Origin of the sequence: Marinobacter sp. ELB17, assembly GCF_000169375.1 — a bacterium.
Taxonomy (GTDB): domain Bacteria; phylum Pseudomonadota; class Gammaproteobacteria; order Pseudomonadales; family Oleiphilaceae; genus Marinobacter.
This window is the reverse complement of record NZ_AAXY01000016.1, coordinates 1-15,580: the sequence shown is the minus strand read 5'-3', so window position 1 is coordinate 15,580 and position 15,580 is coordinate 1. Positions and strand designations below refer to the sequence as shown.

At 54.2% G+C, this 15,580-nt stretch carries 14 protein-coding genes and 1 pseudogene; all 15 read right to left on the bottom strand.

Annotated features, from left to right (window positions below; genetic code table 11):
- Positions 1 to 131: 131 nt before the first annotated feature.
- The 15 genes and pseudogenes from glmS to mnmG all read right to left on the bottom strand — a co-directional run bounded on the left by glmS (position 132) and on the right by mnmG (position 15,277).
- Positions 132 to 1,964: a glutamine--fructose-6-phosphate transaminase (isomerizing) gene (glmS, locus tag MELB17_RS15740; RefSeq protein ID WP_007351287.1), complete on the bottom strand. Its 1,833-nt coding sequence runs from the start codon at positions 1,962 to 1,964 to the stop codon at positions 132 to 134.
- 79 nt (positions 1,965 to 2,043) lie between these two features.
- The gene (gene glmU / locus MELB17_RS15735; RefSeq protein WP_007351285.1) at positions 2,044 to 3,408 is read right to left on the bottom strand and encodes a bifunctional UDP-N-acetylglucosamine diphosphorylase/glucosamine-1-phosphate N-acetyltransferase GlmU; all 1,365 of its coding nucleotides are present in this window, start codon (positions 3,406 to 3,408) and stop codon (positions 2,044 to 2,046) included.
- A gap of 168 nt (positions 3,409 to 3,576) precedes the next feature.
- The gene (locus tag MELB17_RS15730) at positions 3,577 to 3,999 is read right to left on the bottom strand and encodes a F0F1 ATP synthase subunit epsilon (protein WP_007351284.1); all 423 of its coding nucleotides are present in this window, start codon (positions 3,997 to 3,999) and stop codon (positions 3,577 to 3,579) included.
- 35 nt (positions 4,000 to 4,034) lie between these two features.
- Positions 4,035 to 5,429, bottom strand: a complete 1,395-nt coding sequence (gene atpD, locus MELB17_RS15725; RefSeq protein ID WP_007351283.1) for a F0F1 ATP synthase subunit beta — start codon at positions 5,427 to 5,429, stop codon at positions 4,035 to 4,037.
- Positions 5,430 to 5,482: 53 nt separating this feature from the next.
- Positions 5,483 to 6,343, bottom strand: coding sequence for a F0F1 ATP synthase subunit gamma (gene atpG / locus MELB17_RS15720; protein ID WP_007351282.1), 861 nt, complete (start codon positions 6,341 to 6,343; stop codon positions 5,483 to 5,485).
- A gap of 67 nt (positions 6,344 to 6,410) precedes the next feature.
- Entirely contained in the window at positions 6,411 to 7,955 is a 1,545-nt protein-coding gene (gene atpA, locus MELB17_RS15715) for a F0F1 ATP synthase subunit alpha (protein ID WP_007351281.1), read from the bottom strand.
- A gap of 28 nt (positions 7,956 to 7,983) precedes the next feature.
- Positions 7,984 to 8,511 carry a F0F1 ATP synthase subunit delta gene (locus tag MELB17_RS15710; RefSeq protein ID WP_036185096.1) on the bottom strand — a complete coding sequence of 176 codons (528 nt, stop codon included), beginning with the start codon at positions 8,509 to 8,511 and terminating at the stop codon, positions 7,984 to 7,986.
- A gap of 23 nt (positions 8,512 to 8,534) precedes the next feature.
- Positions 8,535 to 9,004: pseudogene (locus tag MELB17_RS15705) on the bottom strand (F0F1 ATP synthase subunit B).
- Positions 9,005 to 9,067: 63 nt separating this feature from the next.
- Positions 9,068 to 9,325, bottom strand: coding sequence for a F0F1 ATP synthase subunit C (atpE, locus tag MELB17_RS15700; RefSeq protein WP_036185081.1), 258 nt, complete (start codon positions 9,323 to 9,325; stop codon positions 9,068 to 9,070).
- Positions 9,326 to 9,398: 73 nt separating this feature from the next.
- Complete coding sequence (gene atpB / locus MELB17_RS15695; protein ID WP_007351277.1) at positions 9,399 to 10,274, bottom strand: F0F1 ATP synthase subunit A; 876 nt, start codon at positions 10,272 to 10,274, stop codon at positions 9,399 to 9,401.
- Positions 10,275 to 10,293: 19 nt separating this feature from the next.
- The gene (locus tag MELB17_RS15690) at positions 10,294 to 10,689 is read right to left on the bottom strand and encodes a F0F1 ATP synthase subunit I (protein WP_007351276.1); all 396 of its coding nucleotides are present in this window, start codon (positions 10,687 to 10,689) and stop codon (positions 10,294 to 10,296) included.
- Between the two features lie 266 nt (positions 10,690 to 10,955).
- Complete coding sequence (locus MELB17_RS15685; protein ID WP_007351275.1) at positions 10,956 to 11,831, bottom strand: ParB/RepB/Spo0J family partition protein; 876 nt, start codon at positions 11,829 to 11,831, stop codon at positions 10,956 to 10,958.
- Between the two features lie 58 nt (positions 11,832 to 11,889).
- Positions 11,890 to 12,684, bottom strand: coding sequence for a ParA family protein (locus tag MELB17_RS15680; RefSeq protein WP_007351274.1), 795 nt, complete (start codon positions 12,682 to 12,684; stop codon positions 11,890 to 11,892).
- A gap of 58 nt (positions 12,685 to 12,742) precedes the next feature.
- Complete coding sequence (rsmG, locus tag MELB17_RS15675) at positions 12,743 to 13,390, bottom strand: 16S rRNA (guanine(527)-N(7))-methyltransferase RsmG (RefSeq protein ID WP_007351273.1); 648 nt, start codon at positions 13,388 to 13,390, stop codon at positions 12,743 to 12,745.
- Entirely contained in the window at positions 13,391 to 15,277 is a 1,887-nt protein-coding gene (mnmG, locus tag MELB17_RS15670) for a tRNA uridine-5-carboxymethylaminomethyl(34) synthesis enzyme MnmG (RefSeq protein ID WP_007351272.1), read from the bottom strand.
- Positions 15,278 to 15,580: the final 303 nt, after the last annotated feature.

The window sequence follows — 15,580 nt, the reverse complement described above, 5'->3', positions numbered from 1 at the left end:
AAAAGCCTCCTGCTAGACTTAGAATAGCAGGAGGCTTATTTTTATCAAACTTTAATGTAAATTATCAGACTTTATTAGTACTTATCAAACTTTAATGTCCTCTGACAGATATCGAGAGTGTCCCGCTAGGCTTATTCCACCGTAACACTCTTCGCCAAATTGCGAGGCTGGTCCACATCCGTGCCTTTAAGCACGGCAACGTGATACGACAGCAACTGCAAAGGCACTGTGTAAACGATGGGCGCAGTAACCTCATGTACCGACGGCAGTGATAAAACGTGCAGACCTTCTTCCGCCTTCACATTGGCTTGAGAGTCTGCAAAGACAAACAGCTCGCCGCCGCGGGCGCGGACTTCTTCAAGGTTGGACTTGAGCTTTTCCAGCATAGCGTTGTTCGGGGCGACGGTGACGACCGGCATGTCGCTGTCTACCAGCGCCAGCGGGCCATGTTTGAGCTCGCCCGCCGGATAGGCTTCGGCGTGTATGTAGGAAATTTCTTTCAGTTTCAGCGCACCTTCCAGCGCCACCGGGAACAGAGAGCCGCGGCCCAGGAACAGGCTGTGGACCTTGTCCATAAAGGCGCCAGACATCTCGGCGATGGCGCTGTCTAAAGCCAGTACTTGCTCGACCTGCCCCGGCACCCTATGAAGCGCCTCTACGATTTCAGCTTCGCGCTCTTCGCTCAAGCCATTGTGGCGCGCCAGCGCAAGAGTGAAAATCAGCAACGCGGTGAGCTGGGTGGTAAAGGCTTTGGTGGAAGCCACACCGATTTCCGGGCCTGCCTGGGTCATCATCACCAAATCAGATTCGCGCACCAGCGAGCTGCCGGGCACGTTACAAATGGCCAACGCCGCCCGGAAGCCGGCTTTTTTTGCCTGGCGTAAGGCAGCCAGAGTATCGGCGGTTTCACCGGATTGGGAAATACACAGAAACAGGGTGTCGGGCTGAATCACATGCTTGCGGTAGCGGAACTCGGAAGCCACTTCTACCGAGCAGGGCACACCGGCCAGGTCTTCAATCCAATAACGGGCCACCATGCCAGCGTGGTAACTGGTGCCACAAGCAATAATCTGTACGTGTTGCACGTTCTTGAGCAGGTCTCCAGCGGACGTTCCCAGCGCTTGTTCCAATACTTTTTTGGCTGTGACCCGACCTTCCATGGTGGCTTTGATGACGCGCGGCTGCTCAAAGATTTCCTTCAGCATGAAGTGGCGATATTCGCCCTTATCAGCGGAATCGCTGCCGTGTTCAAAGCGACTCACTGTGCGTTCTACCACTTGCCCCTCGCGGTCGCGAATCTCCATGCGGTCGCGGCGAATGTCTGCCATATCGCCTTCTTCTAAAAACATGAAACGGTCGGTTACCGGCAGCAGCGCAAGTTGGTCAGATGCAATGAAGTTCTCGCCGATGCCTACGCCAATCACCAGCGGACTGCCTTCGCGGCACACGACCATGTGATCGGGTTCATCGGCGTGTATTACCGCCAGGGCGTAAGCGCCGCGCAGATGGCTGATCGCCTGGCTAACCGCTTGATACAGATCGCCGTTGATGCGGTATTTTTTCTCGATCAGATGGGCGATCACTTCGGTGTCGGTTTGCGAGGTAAATTCGAAGCCTTCAGCTTTCAGTTCCTCACGCAGTTCCTGATAGTTTTCGATAATGCCGTTGTGAACGATGGCAAGTCGGTCGCCAGACATGTGTGGATGGGCATTTATCTGCGAGGGCGCACCGTGGGTGGCCCAACGTGTATGGGCGATGCCCACAGGACCCGCCGGCGGATTGGCAGCAATGGCTTCAGCCAAAGCAGCCACTTTGCCGACTTCGCGGGCGCGATGCACCTGTGCTGCGGAGTCAATCACGGCCATACCTGCTGAATCGTACCCGCGGTATTCAAGGCGACGCAGTCCCTCAAGAAGTATGCCGTGAACGTCCCGTTCTGAAACCGCACCTACAATGCCACACATGCTGTTTGTCCTGTTGGTCGTAAAAATTGTCGTGAAAACGGTGAAAAAAATTCTGGAAAGCAGTAAAAAGTAATCGTGCTCAGTGTTTTTTTGGCTGTTGCCAGCCGGGTATATTGCGCTGGCGCCCGCGGGCAACTGCCAGTTCTTGCTCTGCGACATCTTTGGTGATGGTCGAGCCTGCGGCAACAGTGGCGCCAGCGCCAATAGTGACCGGTGCTACCAACGCACTGTTGGAGCCGATAAACACGCCATCACCTAACACCGTCTGGGACTTGTTCACACCATCATAGTTGCAGGTGATGGTGCCCGCACCTACGTTTACGCCAGCACCCAGCGTAGCATCGCCGATGTAGCTCAGGTGGTTAATTTTGCTGCCTTCACCCAAGATGGCTTTTTTGGTTTCAACAAAGTTGCCCACTTTGGTGTTGGCCGCCAATTGTGTACCCGGACGGAGGCGCGCGAATGGTCCGACCTGAGCGTTGGCACCCACGCTGGCCTGCTCGATCACGCTGTGAGCGTGAATCTGCGCGCCATCGGCTATGGTCGCATCGGTGATCACGCAGCCTGGGCCAATAGACACATGGCTACCCAGGGTAACCTTACCAATGAACACCACGTTGACGTCAATTAGCACGTCGTTACCAATGCTGAGCTCACCGCGCACGTCTACCCGCGCCGGATCCGCCAAAGTGGCTCCTTCTATCATTAGGCGTTCGGCTTCGCGGCTTTGATACCAGCGTTCAAGCTCAGCCAGCTGCACGCGGTTATTCACGCCTTGTACTTCAAACGCATTGCTCGGTTGAGCAACGTTGACTGTCATGCCTGCCTCCACCGCCATGGCGATGATATCGGTAAGGTAGTATTCACCCTGAGCGTTGCTACTAGAAAGCTGTGGCAACCAGGTTTTCAGATGGCGAGCACTGACGGCAAGGATGCCGGTGTTCACTTCGCAAATCGCCAGCTGTTCCACATTGGCGTCTTTTTGTTCCACGATAGCGGTTACCTGGCCTGCACTGTTGCGCAGAATACGGCCGTAGCCCTGGGGGTTATCCAGGGTGACCGTTAGCAGCCCAAGGGTTTTGTCATCCAGGTTCTGAATCAACCCTTGCAACGTGTCCGCCGTGATCAGCGGTACATCGCCGTAGAGCACCAGCACTCGCGCATCATCTGGTAGGTCTGGCAATGCTTGGGCAACGGCATGCCCGGTGCCTAGCTGTTGCTCCTGCATAACCCAGCTGACTTTATGGCCAGCAGAGGCGGCTTTTACCTGATCGGCACCATGGCCAATTACCCCGTGAATTCCCGCCGCGCCCAAGGTCTTGGCAGTCGCTATCACGTGGTGCAACATGGATCGCCCAGCAACCTTGTGCAGCACCTTTGGCAGCGATGATTTCATCCGGGAGCCCTGGCCTGCGGCCAGAATAACAACGTGCAGCGGTGACATGAGGTAACTCATCCTTTGTGGTCAGACTCTATAAAACGGAGATGTATATAATAAAAAAGCCGCATCCTTGCAGTGAGCGAAGGCGTTGCACTCACCAAATATGGTGACACAACACCCGCTACCCACGCCGGGATGCGGCTTGTTCAGGGCGAGCCCTGCCGAACGCTGTTAACGAACGTTCTTACGCAGTTTTTGCAATGTGCGTAGCTGAGCGGCGGCTTCTGCCAGCTCGGCGGCAGCACGATAATACTCAAACTCGCCTGTTTTATTCGCCAGTGTCGCTTCGGCGTCTTTCTGGGCCTGCAATGCTGCGGCCTCGTCGACGTCTTTCGCGCGCACCGCGGTGTCGGCCATCAGGGTGACAAGATTCGGCTGTACTTCGAGGTAGCCCCCGGACACATAAAGAATTTCTTCTTCACCACCTTGCTTGATGATCCGCACAGCGCCCGGTTTGAGCGCAGACAGCAGCGGAGCATGGCCTAACTGAATGCCCAACTCACCCTCGGAGCCAGTAGCGATAAGCATCTCTACCAGACCGGAGTAAATCTTCTTTTCAGCGCTTACGACGTCGCAATGTACAGTCATAGCCATTATCTAAGCCTCTTGGGTCAGAAATTGAAAGAGATTTACTTACTTTCTTTCAATTTCATAGCCTTCGCTTTTTCGACGGCTTCATCCATGGTGCCGACCATGTAGAACGCCTGTTCAGGCATATCGTCATAGTCGCCATTGAGGATGCCTTCGAAGCTGCTGATAGTCTCTTTCAAAGACACGTACTTGCCCGGTGAACCAGTAAATACTTCAGCAACGTGGAATGGCTGAGACAGAAATCGCTCAATCTTACGGGCACGGGATACGATCTGCTTGTCATCTTCCGACAGCTCGTCCATACCCAGAATGGCGATAATGTCTTTTAGTTCCTTATAGCGTTGCAGAACATTCTGCACACCACGGGCAACCGCGTAGTGCTGCTCGCCAATCACCAGCGGGTCTAGCTGGCGCGAGGTGGAGTCAAGCGGGTCGATCGCCGGGTAAATACCCTTGGAAGCGATGTCACGGCTCAATACCACGGTGGCGTCAAGGTGGGAGAAGGTGGTGGCTGGTGACGGGTCGGTCAAGTCATCCGCCGGTACGTATACCGCCTGGATGGACGTGATGGAACCGCTTTTAGTGGAGGTAATACGCTCCTGCAACTCACCCATTTCTTGGGCCAGCGTGGGCTGATAGCCTACTGCGGAAGGCATACGGCCCAGCAGTGCGGATACTTCGGTACCGGCCAAGGTGTAACGGTAGATGTTGTCCACGAAAAACAGAACGTCACGGCCTTCGTCACGGAACTTCTCGGCGATGGTCAGACCGGTCAGGGCAACACGCAGACGGTTTCCCGGGGGCTCGTTCATCTGGCCATAGACCATCGCTACTTTATCAAGAACGTTGGAGTCCTTCATCTCGTAGTAGAAGTCGTTACCTTCACGAGTCCGCTCACCAACACCGGCAAATACGGAGAGACCGGAGTGCTCTTTCGCAATGTTGTTGATCAGTTCCATCATGTTAACGGTCTTGCCTACACCGGCGCCGCCGAACAGACCCACTTTGCCGCCCTTGGCAAACGGGCAGATCAGATCGATAACCTTGATGCCGGTTTCCAGCAGGTCTGCAGATGCAGCCTGATCAGCATAACCGGGTGCTTTGCGGTGGATCGCCCAAAGCTCTTCTTCGCCAATTGGGCCCTGTTCGTCGATAGGACGACCCAGAACGTCCATGATGCGGCCAAGAGTCTTGGTGCCCACAGGTACTGAAATCGGCTTGTGTGTATTTTCTGCTTTCAGGCCGCGCTTCAGGCCCTCGGTGCTGCCCATCGCGATGGTACGTACAACGCCGTCGCCCAGCTGTTGCTGAACTTCCAGAGTTGTTTCGCCACCTTCAAGCAGCAGTGCGTCGTAAATGCCGGGTACGGCATCACGTGGAAATTCCACGTCGATAACCGCGCCAATGATCTGAACGATGTGTCCGCTACTCATGCTCGGTTCCTCGCTATCTTCATAGTCAATAATACCAGTAGGATTGTGGCGAATCAGACCGATGCCGCGCCGCTCACAATTTCCGAAATCTCTTGCGTAATGGCTGCCTGACGAGCTTTGTTGTATACCAACTGCAGGTCTTTAATAATGTCACCGGCGTTATCGGTAGCACTCTTCATGGCAATCATCCGGGCAGCCTGTTCGCAGGCCAGATTTTCTACCACTCCCTGATAAACCTGGGACTCAATATAGCGTGGCAGCAGCGCGTCCAGAATCGGGCGCGCATCCGGCTCGTAGATGTAATCCCACTGGTGACCGATGTCGTCTTCCTTGCCTTCCGGCAGCGGCAGCAATTGCTGTGCTTTCGGCATTTGCGTCATGGTATTGACGAATTCGTTGCTAACCAGGTACAACCGGTCGATCTTGCCGTCCCGGAAAGAATCCAGCATTACCTTAACGTTACCGATCAAAGCTTCCGCGCTGGGGGCGTCACCGATGTGCGTAAGAGCCGCAACCACGTTACCGCCGTAGCTGCGGAAAAATGAAGCGCCCTTCTGCCCAATTGCGCAGAGATCAATCGCAACATCTTTATTTTTCCAGTCACGCATTTCACGCACCAGAAGTTTGAACGCGTTGCTGTTCAAACCACCGCACAAGCCGCGGTCAGAAGAGATAACGATGTAGCCTACACGCTTCACCTCACGCTCAAGCATGAACGGATGCCGATAATCTTTGTTGGACTTGGCAATATGTCCAATTACCTGGCGCATCTTTTCCGCATAAGGCCGAGTTGCCCGCATGCGTTCCTGAGCTTTGCGCATTTTACTCGCCGCCACCATTTCCATGGCGCTGGTGATTTTTTGCGTGCTCTTGATGCTGCCGATCTGATTACGTATTTCTTTTCCGATGGCCATAGGTCACTGCCCTTTCAAGTTAGACACTCATTTGGACAAACAGGCCCGCCGCAGCGGGCCGGCGCTGTTACCAGGCTTGAGTGGTCTTGAATTTCTCCAGCGCAGCTTTCAGGCCAGCGGCAACGTCATCGTTGTAGTTGCCGGCAGCACCGATTTTCTCAAGCAGATCTTTTTGCTCGACACGCATCCAATCCAGCAATTGTGCTTCGAACTCAACTACTTTGGTGACATCTATGTCATCAAGGAAGCCTTCGTTAGCGGCATACAGAACGGTCCCCATTTCAGCCACAGACATCGGGCTGTACTGGTTCTGCTTCATCAACTCGGTAACGCGCTGGCCGTGCTCAAGCTGATTACGGGTGGCTTCGTCCAGATCCGAGGCGAACTGGGCAAAAGCTGCCAGTTCACGGTACTGAGCCAGAGCCAGACGAATGTTACCGCCCAGTTTCTTCATGATCTTGGTTTGAGCTGCACCACCTACCCGCGATACCGAAATACCCGCGTTCATCGCCGGACGGATACCGGAGTTAAACAAGTTGGTCTCGAGGAAGATCTGGCCATCCGTAATAGAAATTACGTTGGTCGGTACGAAAGCCGACACGTCACCTGCCTGGGTTTCGATGATCGGCAGCGCGGTCAAAGAACCGGTTTTACCTTTCACTTCACCGTTGGTGAACTTTTCAACGTAGTCCGCATTCACACGGGAGGCACGCTCCAGCAGACGGGAGTGCAAATAGAACACGTCACCCGGATAGGCTTCACGGCCTGGCGGACGACGCAACAGCAGAGAGATCTGGCGGTAAGCAACAGCCTGCTTTGACAGGTCGTCGTACACAATCAGAGCGTCTTCGCCACGGTCACGAAAGTATTCGCCCATGGTGGTGCCGGAATACGGTGCCAAAAACTGCATGGCTGCCGGATCTGCCGCGCCTGCGGCGACCACGATGGTGTGATCCATCGCGCCGTGCTCTTCCAGCTTGCGCACAATCGCAGCGATCGACGACTGCTTCTGACCGATGGCAACGTAGATACACTTGATGCCGGAATTCTTCTGGTTGATGATCGCATCGATGGCAACAGCGGTCTTACCAATCTGGCGGTCACCGATGATCAGCTCGCGCTGGCCACGGCCAACCGGAACCATGGTATCGATCGCTTTCATACCGGTCTGAATCGGCTGGTCAACCGACTGACGTTCGATAACACCCGGTGCGACCTTTTCAACCGCATCAGTCAGGGTGGTACCCAGCTCGCCCTTGCCATCAATAGGATTGCCCAGACCGTCTACAACGCGGCCCATCAGTTCCGGGCCAACCGGAACTTCCAGGATACGTCCAGTGCAACGAACTTTCTGGCCTTCGGCCAGATCTTCGTAGTCACCCAGAACTACGGCGCCAACAGAGTCGCGCTCCAGGTTCAGAGCGATGCCGAATTCGCCGTTGGCGAATTCGATCATTTCGCCCGACATAACGTCGGCCAGACCGTGGATAAGCACAATGCCGTCTGCTACAGACAGAATGGTGCCTTCATTTTTTGCTTCAGAAGAGATATCGAGTTTTTCGATTCTCTTCTTGATGATGTCACTGATCTCGGATGGATTCAGTTGCTGCATGCCAATATCCTCAAACCTTGTGCTGAAATCAGGAGCCCAGAGCGTCGGCCAGCTTAGTCAGCTTTCCGCGTACAGATGCGTCAATCACCATATCGCCAGTGCGGATAATCACACCCCCAATCAGTGACTTGTCTAATGACGCTACGAGTGATACTTGCCGCTCGAGCTTCTTCGAGAGTGCCTGGGCGAGCTTGTTTTGCTGTTCGTCCGTCAGTTCAAAGGCTGCGGTCACTTCGATATCAACCGTGCGCTTCAGATTAGCCCAGTACGTGTCGAAGAGAGCTGCAATCTCGGTAAGAAGAACGAGCCGGCCGTTTTCAGCCAGCACGGCAAAGAAGTTGCGTACCTGTTCTGAGTCGCCGGCTTCAGCAACCTCCAGAATCATGTTTGCCTTCTTCTGCTCTTCCAGACCCGGATTCGCGAGAAGCTGTCGAATGTCTTTAATCGCAGTAACCTGTCCGGCGATCGTCAGTACCCGGTGCCACTCAGCAAGCTGGTCGTGCTCCCGGGCTACAGAAAATGCTGCCTTTGCGTAAGGACGGGCCAGCGTTCTCAGTCTGCCATAATGAACCTCGTCGTTTAAAGTTCTGCCGCCAGTTTTCCAACATTTCGTTGTGCTTGGAGGCATCGACAGAGGTTTCAAGAATCTTCTCGGCACCCGCAATGGCTATGACGCCAATTTCTGCACGCAGCGCCTCACGAGCCTGATTCAGTTCTTGTACAATTTCGGCCTTGGCCTGCTCAATCAGCTTCTCGCCTTCTTTGCGGGCGTCATCCTTGGATGCTTCCACAATCTGGGCAGCGCGCTTGTTAGCCTGCTCAATAAGGCCGGCGGCCTGCTGCTTGGCTTCACGCAGTTCCTGAGCTGACTTTTCCTGCGCCAGTTCAAGGTCACGTTCCGCACGATCTGAAGCAGCAAGTCCGTCAGCGATCTTCTTTTGTCGTTCCTGCAAAGCGGCAATGACCGGAGGCCAGACCATCTTCATGCAGAAAACAACAAAGATAAAGAACGCGATGGCTTGACCAAGAATCGTCAAATTAATGTTCACGTCTTCACCTCTCGCCTGTTATGTAAGAAAACACCTTTCCGGAACACTCCGGTGGCGATTCGATTAACCGGCAAGCTGGCCAACAAACGGGTTGGCGAAGGTGAAGAACAGTGCAATACCAACACCGATCATGGTTACAGCATCCAGCAGACCTGCAACGATAAACATTTTGACCTGCAGCATCGGGATCATTTCCGGCTGGCGCGCGGCGCCTTCCAGGAACTTGCCACCCAGAATACCAAAGCCGATAGCGGTGCCCAGTGCGCCCAGGCCGATCAGCAATGCAACAGCAATCGCGGTCATTCCAACTACAGTTTCCATGATAACTCCCAGTTTTCAGTTTAGTTTTTCAGTTTAAGGGTTAGGGGTTTAGAACTACGTTTTCAATACAAAATCAGTGACTGTCTTCGTGCGCCATACTGAGGTACACAATGGTCAGCATCATAAAGATGAAGGCCTGCAACGTGATGATCAGTATGTGGAAGATCGCCCAGGGTACAGACAATGCCCACTGCGCCCAGAAAGGCAGCAGAGCAATCAGGATAAAGATCAGCTCGCCTGCGTAAAGATTACCAAACAAACGCAGCGCCAGTGAAACTGGCTTGGCCAGTAGGCTGACACCTTCCAGCAGCAGGTTGATCGGAATTAGCACAAGCTTCAGGAAGAAATTGTCAGATGAGAACGGGTGCAGCGTAAGTTCGCCCACGAAGCCGCTCACACCTTTGATCTTGATGCTGTAATAGATAATCAGCACGAATACTGACAGCGCCATGCCCAGGCTCACGTTGATGTCCGTGGTCGGAACGATCTTCATGAACGGGAAACCTGCGAGAGTAAACAGATGCGGAATGAAATCAACCGGTATTAGATCCATCAGGTTCATCAAGAAAACCCAACAGAAAATAGTCAGTGCCAACGGTGCAATAACGGCATTCTTGCCATGAAAGGTTTCTTTAACGCTTTTATCGACAAACTCGACCATCACTTCGACGAAGTTCTGGAGACCACCGGGAACCCCGGAGGTTGCCCGCTTGGCGGCAAGACGGAACACAAACAGGAACAGTGCGCCAAGACCGATAGCCCAGGCCATTGTATCTACGTGAATCGCCCAGAAGCCCATATCGGCAGCTTCTTTGGATGTTTGTGCAATGGTCCAGGATTTTTCAGAAAGCACAGTGCCGTCAAAACGCTCATAATCTACCGGCAGCTGCCCATAGGTCAGGTTCTGGAGGTGATGCTGGATATACTCGGATGCGGTTTTGCCTGCCATATCGTTCTCTCAGGTCCTGTTAGCGTCGCTGCGTGCTGTTTACCAAAAACGGCGTGAACCAGTTGGCGACCAGCATGATCGCAAATGTTAAAAAAAGTGCCGCTACGTCAAGCGGCTGAATCCATTTAAACACCACCGTAAACGAGATGGCGCACAGAATGAGCTTTCCGGACTCACCCTGATAAAAAGAGCTTATGATCTTTTTGGCAGACCGCGCGCCGGAGTAGCGGAATGCCTTAAACGCAAAATAACCGTGGGGCAGCAAAAAAATGAGACCGCCCAAAAGCGCTGAATAACCAGAAACCTGACCACGTAATAAAAATGCCAGGCTGACCAGGACAAGCACCACACTTTCTATTGCAAGCCATCGTGCGATGGGCGGGCGTTGAATGCCACCCAGAGCTGGTTTGGCCATGTTTGTCCTAGAATTTGATGCTTTTAATCGATGCCGCATGAAAAATGAACAGGCACACTGACATTAGCGCCGCAGATTGTATATGTTCAATGTGCATGAATCAACAAAACCCAAACCGCGACAGACCGTGAGAAACTGCAGAATAACCGGGTCTGGCTCTTATCCGACACAAATAGGCATTAGCTTAGTTTTCGCCACTATATATTGTGTATAACAGCAGCATCATACTTTTGGAGGGAGCCCGAAAGTTCAAAAAATCTAACGATTTAACGGATGTGACCCAAAATGCCATCAAGCTCATCAAGTGAACTGTACTCAATCACCAACTTCCCCTTGCCACGCTGACCGTGATTAATCGCCACCCGTGCGCCCAGACGCTCGGCCAGATCGTCCTGCAGAGCCCGGATATTTGGATCCACCCTGGGCTTGGCCGCTGTGCCGCTATCGGGCTTCTCCTGCTGCAGCTGGCGCACTAGAGCTTCGGTTTGGCGCACCGATAGTGAACGTGCAACTACCTGCCGGGCCACCTGCATTTGCTGCTCTGGCGCCAGAGTCAGCATGGCGCGGCCATGGCCCATTTCAAGATCGCCGTGTTCCAGCATCAGTCGCACATCTTCAGTCAAGCCAATCAGGCGCAGCAAGTTGGTGATGGTGGTACGTGACTTGCCGACCGCTTCGGCCACTTGAGCCTGAGTCAGCCCGAACTCGTCCTGTAAACGTTGCAGGGCAAACGCTTCTTCGATGGGGTTCAGGTTTTCGCGCTGAATGTTCTCGATCAGGGCCATAGCGATGGCCGCTTCGTCTGATACGTCCCGGATAATAGCCGGTATCGACTCCAGGCCGGCCATCTGGGCGGCGCGCCAACGGCGCTCACCAGCGATCAGTTCAAAGCGTTCGGCGGCCAGAGGGCGCACCACAACTGGCTGCATCACGCCTTGTTGGCGAATGGAGTCGGCCAGCTCTTGCAAGGCTGCCGGGTCCATGTCGCGGCGCGGCTGATAGCGGCCACGCTGAATCAAATCCAAAGCAATATCCCGCAACTCGCCGTCTTGGCTGGCCGGTGTCTGCTCCAGATTTACGCGGGAATTTGCTAATAGGGCTCCTAGCCCGCGCTCCCCAAGTCCTCGTTTTTTCGCCGCCATGGTGTCAGCCAATGTTTCCGTTAATGTCCATCAAATTGCATTTTGCGTTGGCGGCATCTTACACCGCAACCGCGTCAGATGCTTTCTTTGCTCCGTGCCGGCGAACCATTTCACCCGCCAGAGCCAGATAGGCAATAGCGCCTTTCGAGGCTTTGTCGTACTTCAAGGCAGGCATGCCGTAGCTGGGTGCTTCCGCCAGACGCACGTTACGGGGAATGACGACGCGGTACACTTTATCGCCAAAAAATTCGATGAGCTGACCAGACACGTCCCGCGTCAAACTGCTACGGGGGTCGTACATGGTACGCAGAATGCCCTCAACCTGCAGATTAGGATTTACCGTTTCCTGAATCTGCTGCACCGTGTTCATTAGCGCTGCCAGGCCTTCCAACGCGTAATACTCACATTGCATCGGAATCAGAATGGAATCGGCGAACGACAACGCGTTCACCGTCAGCAGGTTCAGCGATGGGGGGCAATCAATCAGCACGTAATCGTAGTTGTCACGAAGCGGGTTCAAGGCTTGACGCAGACGATGCTCGCGGCCGATTTCCGTCATCAGCTCCACTTCAGCTGCCGTCAAATCACCGTTACCCGGCATGATGTCGTAACCGCCCATCTCGTTATAAATGATGATCTCACTGGCGCTGGCGCGCTTGGTGAGCAAATCATAACCAGAGAGTTGCAGGGCGTTTTTATCAATGCCGCTACCCATGGTGGCATTGCCCTGGGGGTCCATGTCTACCAGCAGCACCCGGCGTTTGGTCGCTGCCAGAGATGCGGCAAGGTTGACGCAGGTGGTGGTTTTACCCACACCGCCTTTTTGATTGGTCACCGCAATCACGCGCGCCATCGCTTGCCTCCTGTGTCGGAATTGGTTGTCGGTCAGAGGATCAGCGCTGCTGAATTCCTCAGTGTGGGTGTCCGTTGCGGGCAATAATCAGCACGTTACGTTCACCCTCTACGCCGGGTACTGCTAGCCTATGGCTAGAGTTTACCTGCCAACCACGGCCAAGGGCAGCCACTTCATCATCGGGATACTGGCCTTTCATGGCAATAAACTCGCCGTTGCCTGCCAGCAGGTGGTCACACCAGCTCACCTGATTGTCCAGCGCGGTGAACGCACGGCTGCTGATCTGGATAAACAGCTCACGGGGCTGATACGCCTCGGCGCGACTGTGAATAACGTCCAGGTTGCGCAACCCCAACTCCAGCACACACTGCTTAAGGAAGCGGGTTTTCTTACCGTTACTGTCCAGTAGGGTAAAGCGCATGTCTGGTAGGGCAATGGCCAGCGGAATTCCCGGCAAACCGCCACCCGCACCAACGTCTAGCAAGTGATGGGTGGTCACAAACGGCAAGATGCTGAGGCTATCTAACAGTTGTCGCGACACCATCTCGCGCTCGTCACGCACGGCGGTCAGATTGAAAGCCTTGTTCCATTTGGCCAGCAAAGCCAAAAATGCCAACAACTGTCGCTGTTGGCTGGCGTCGAGCTTGAGCTCCATTTGCGCCAGGCCTTCGTCAAGCTGACGCTGCCATACTGGATTCTGTGCCATTTACGCACTCTGCTTGCGCAACAATTCGCGCTTTTTCATATGCACCAGAATCTGGCTTATGGCGGCCGGTGTAACGCCTTGAACTCGGGACGCCTGGGCGACAGTTTCGGGTCGCACGACTCCTAGCTTCTGCTTGATTTCGTTGGATAATCCGCCAATTATTCCATAATCCAGATCGACTGGCAGCGCGGTGTTCTCGTTTTTGCGCAGGCGCTCAATCTCATCGGCCTGGCGCGAAATATAGCCTTCGTACTTAATCTCGATTTCAACCTGGTCAGCCACTACGGCGTCATCGGCCCGATATTCCGCGATATCAGCAATGTGAGCGTACACTATTTCCGGGCGCCGCAGCAGCTCGGCCAACGTGTGGTCTCGGCCCAGAGGCTGCTTCAGATACTGATTGGCACGCTCACCCGCAGCGGTGTTCGGATGCACACGCGTGCCTTCCAGGCGACTGCGCTCGGTGCCTATGGCTTCGCGCTTGGCGTTGAATTTGCTCCAGCGCTCGTCGTCTACCAGGCCCAGTTCGCGGCCGCTGTCAGTCAGGCGCAGGTCGGCGTTGTCTTCGCGCAAAATGAGTCGGTATTCGGCGCGGCTGGTGAACATCCGGTAAGGCTCGGAGGTACCCATGGTGATTAAGTCATCCACCAGTACGCCAATGTAGGCCTCATCACGGCGCGGATACCAGGCGTCTTTTTCCTGCGCCTGCCGTGCAGCGTTAATGCCCGCAAGCAAGCCTTGGGCTGCCGCTTCTTCGTAACCGGTAGTACCGTTAATCTGGCCGGCAAAATACAGACCCTGAATGAACTTGGTTTCCAGGGTGTGGCGTAAATCCTGCGGGTTCAGATAATCGTATTCGATAGCGTAGCCCGGGCGCATGATGTGGGCCTTTTCAAAACCCGGAATCGACTGAACGGCCCTAACCTGGATATCAAACGGCAAGCTGGTGGAAATGCCGTTGGGATAAAGCTCATGCGTGGTCAGGCCTTCAGGTTCGACAAAAATCTGGTGCGAGCTCTTGTCGGCAAACCGGCTTACTTTATCTTCTAAAGACGGGCAGTAGCGCGGGCCAACACCGCCAATATTGCCGGTGAACATCGGTGAGCGGTCAAAGCCGCTGCGGATGATGTCGTGAGTTTCTTCGGTGGTACGGGTGATATAACAGCAAACTTGCCGTGGGTGTTCATCGCGGGAACCCATAAACGACATAACCGGCGCTGGGTCATCGCCCCACTGTTGCTGCATCACTGAAAAGTCTACGCTGCGGGCATCAATGCGCGGCGGCGTGCCCGTTTTCAGCCGGCCAACGTTAAACGGTAACTCCCGCAGGCGCTGGGCCAACGCATTGGCCGGAGCATCACCAGCACGGCCACCGGCGTGATTCTTCATACCAATGTGTATTATGCCGCCCAGAAACGTACCGGTAGTCAGCACCACTGTTTTGCCCAGGAAACGGATGCCGGTCTGGGTGACTACGCCGGTTACCCGCTCATTCTCCACAATCAGATCATCGGCGGACTGCTGGAACAGAGTCAAATTAGGCTGGTTTTCCAGTATTTCGCGGATGGCCGCTTTGTACAGAATGCGATCGGTCTGGGCGCGAGTAGCGCGCACGGCGGGACCCTTGCGGCCATTCAACACGCGAAACTGGATGCCGGCCCTGTCCGTGGCACGGGCCATGGCTCCGCCTAACGCGTCAATTTCTTTTACCAGATGGCTTTTGCCAATACCGCCAATGGCCGGGTTGCAGGACATTTGCCCCAGAGTTTCAATGTTGTGGGTCAGCAACAGGGTTTGTGAGCCCATACGCGCCGCTGCCAACGCGGCTTCGGTGCCCGAATGGCCACCACCAATAACAATTACATCGAAACGGGTCGGAAAATCCACAAATCACCTCAAACAACGGGAACAGAATCAAGTAAAAACAAGGCGGCGAGTATAACGCCTCGGCTGCTAAATTGCAGTCGGGATGTGCAAATTTTAACCAGTTAAGGCAACCCTTAGCAAAATTCGTCAACGGCCTCGGAAATGGCTGTGAAATTGGCTAAATTTCAACCGCTTGCCAGACCTTTTTCAAGTCCGTCACTATAAAGTTATCCACAGATCGACGCATTTGTTTATTGCCCTTATTAACAGCATAACAATCTGTTTTGTATATCTTTTAAAAAAAAATTTCAATTGCTGCCCGCA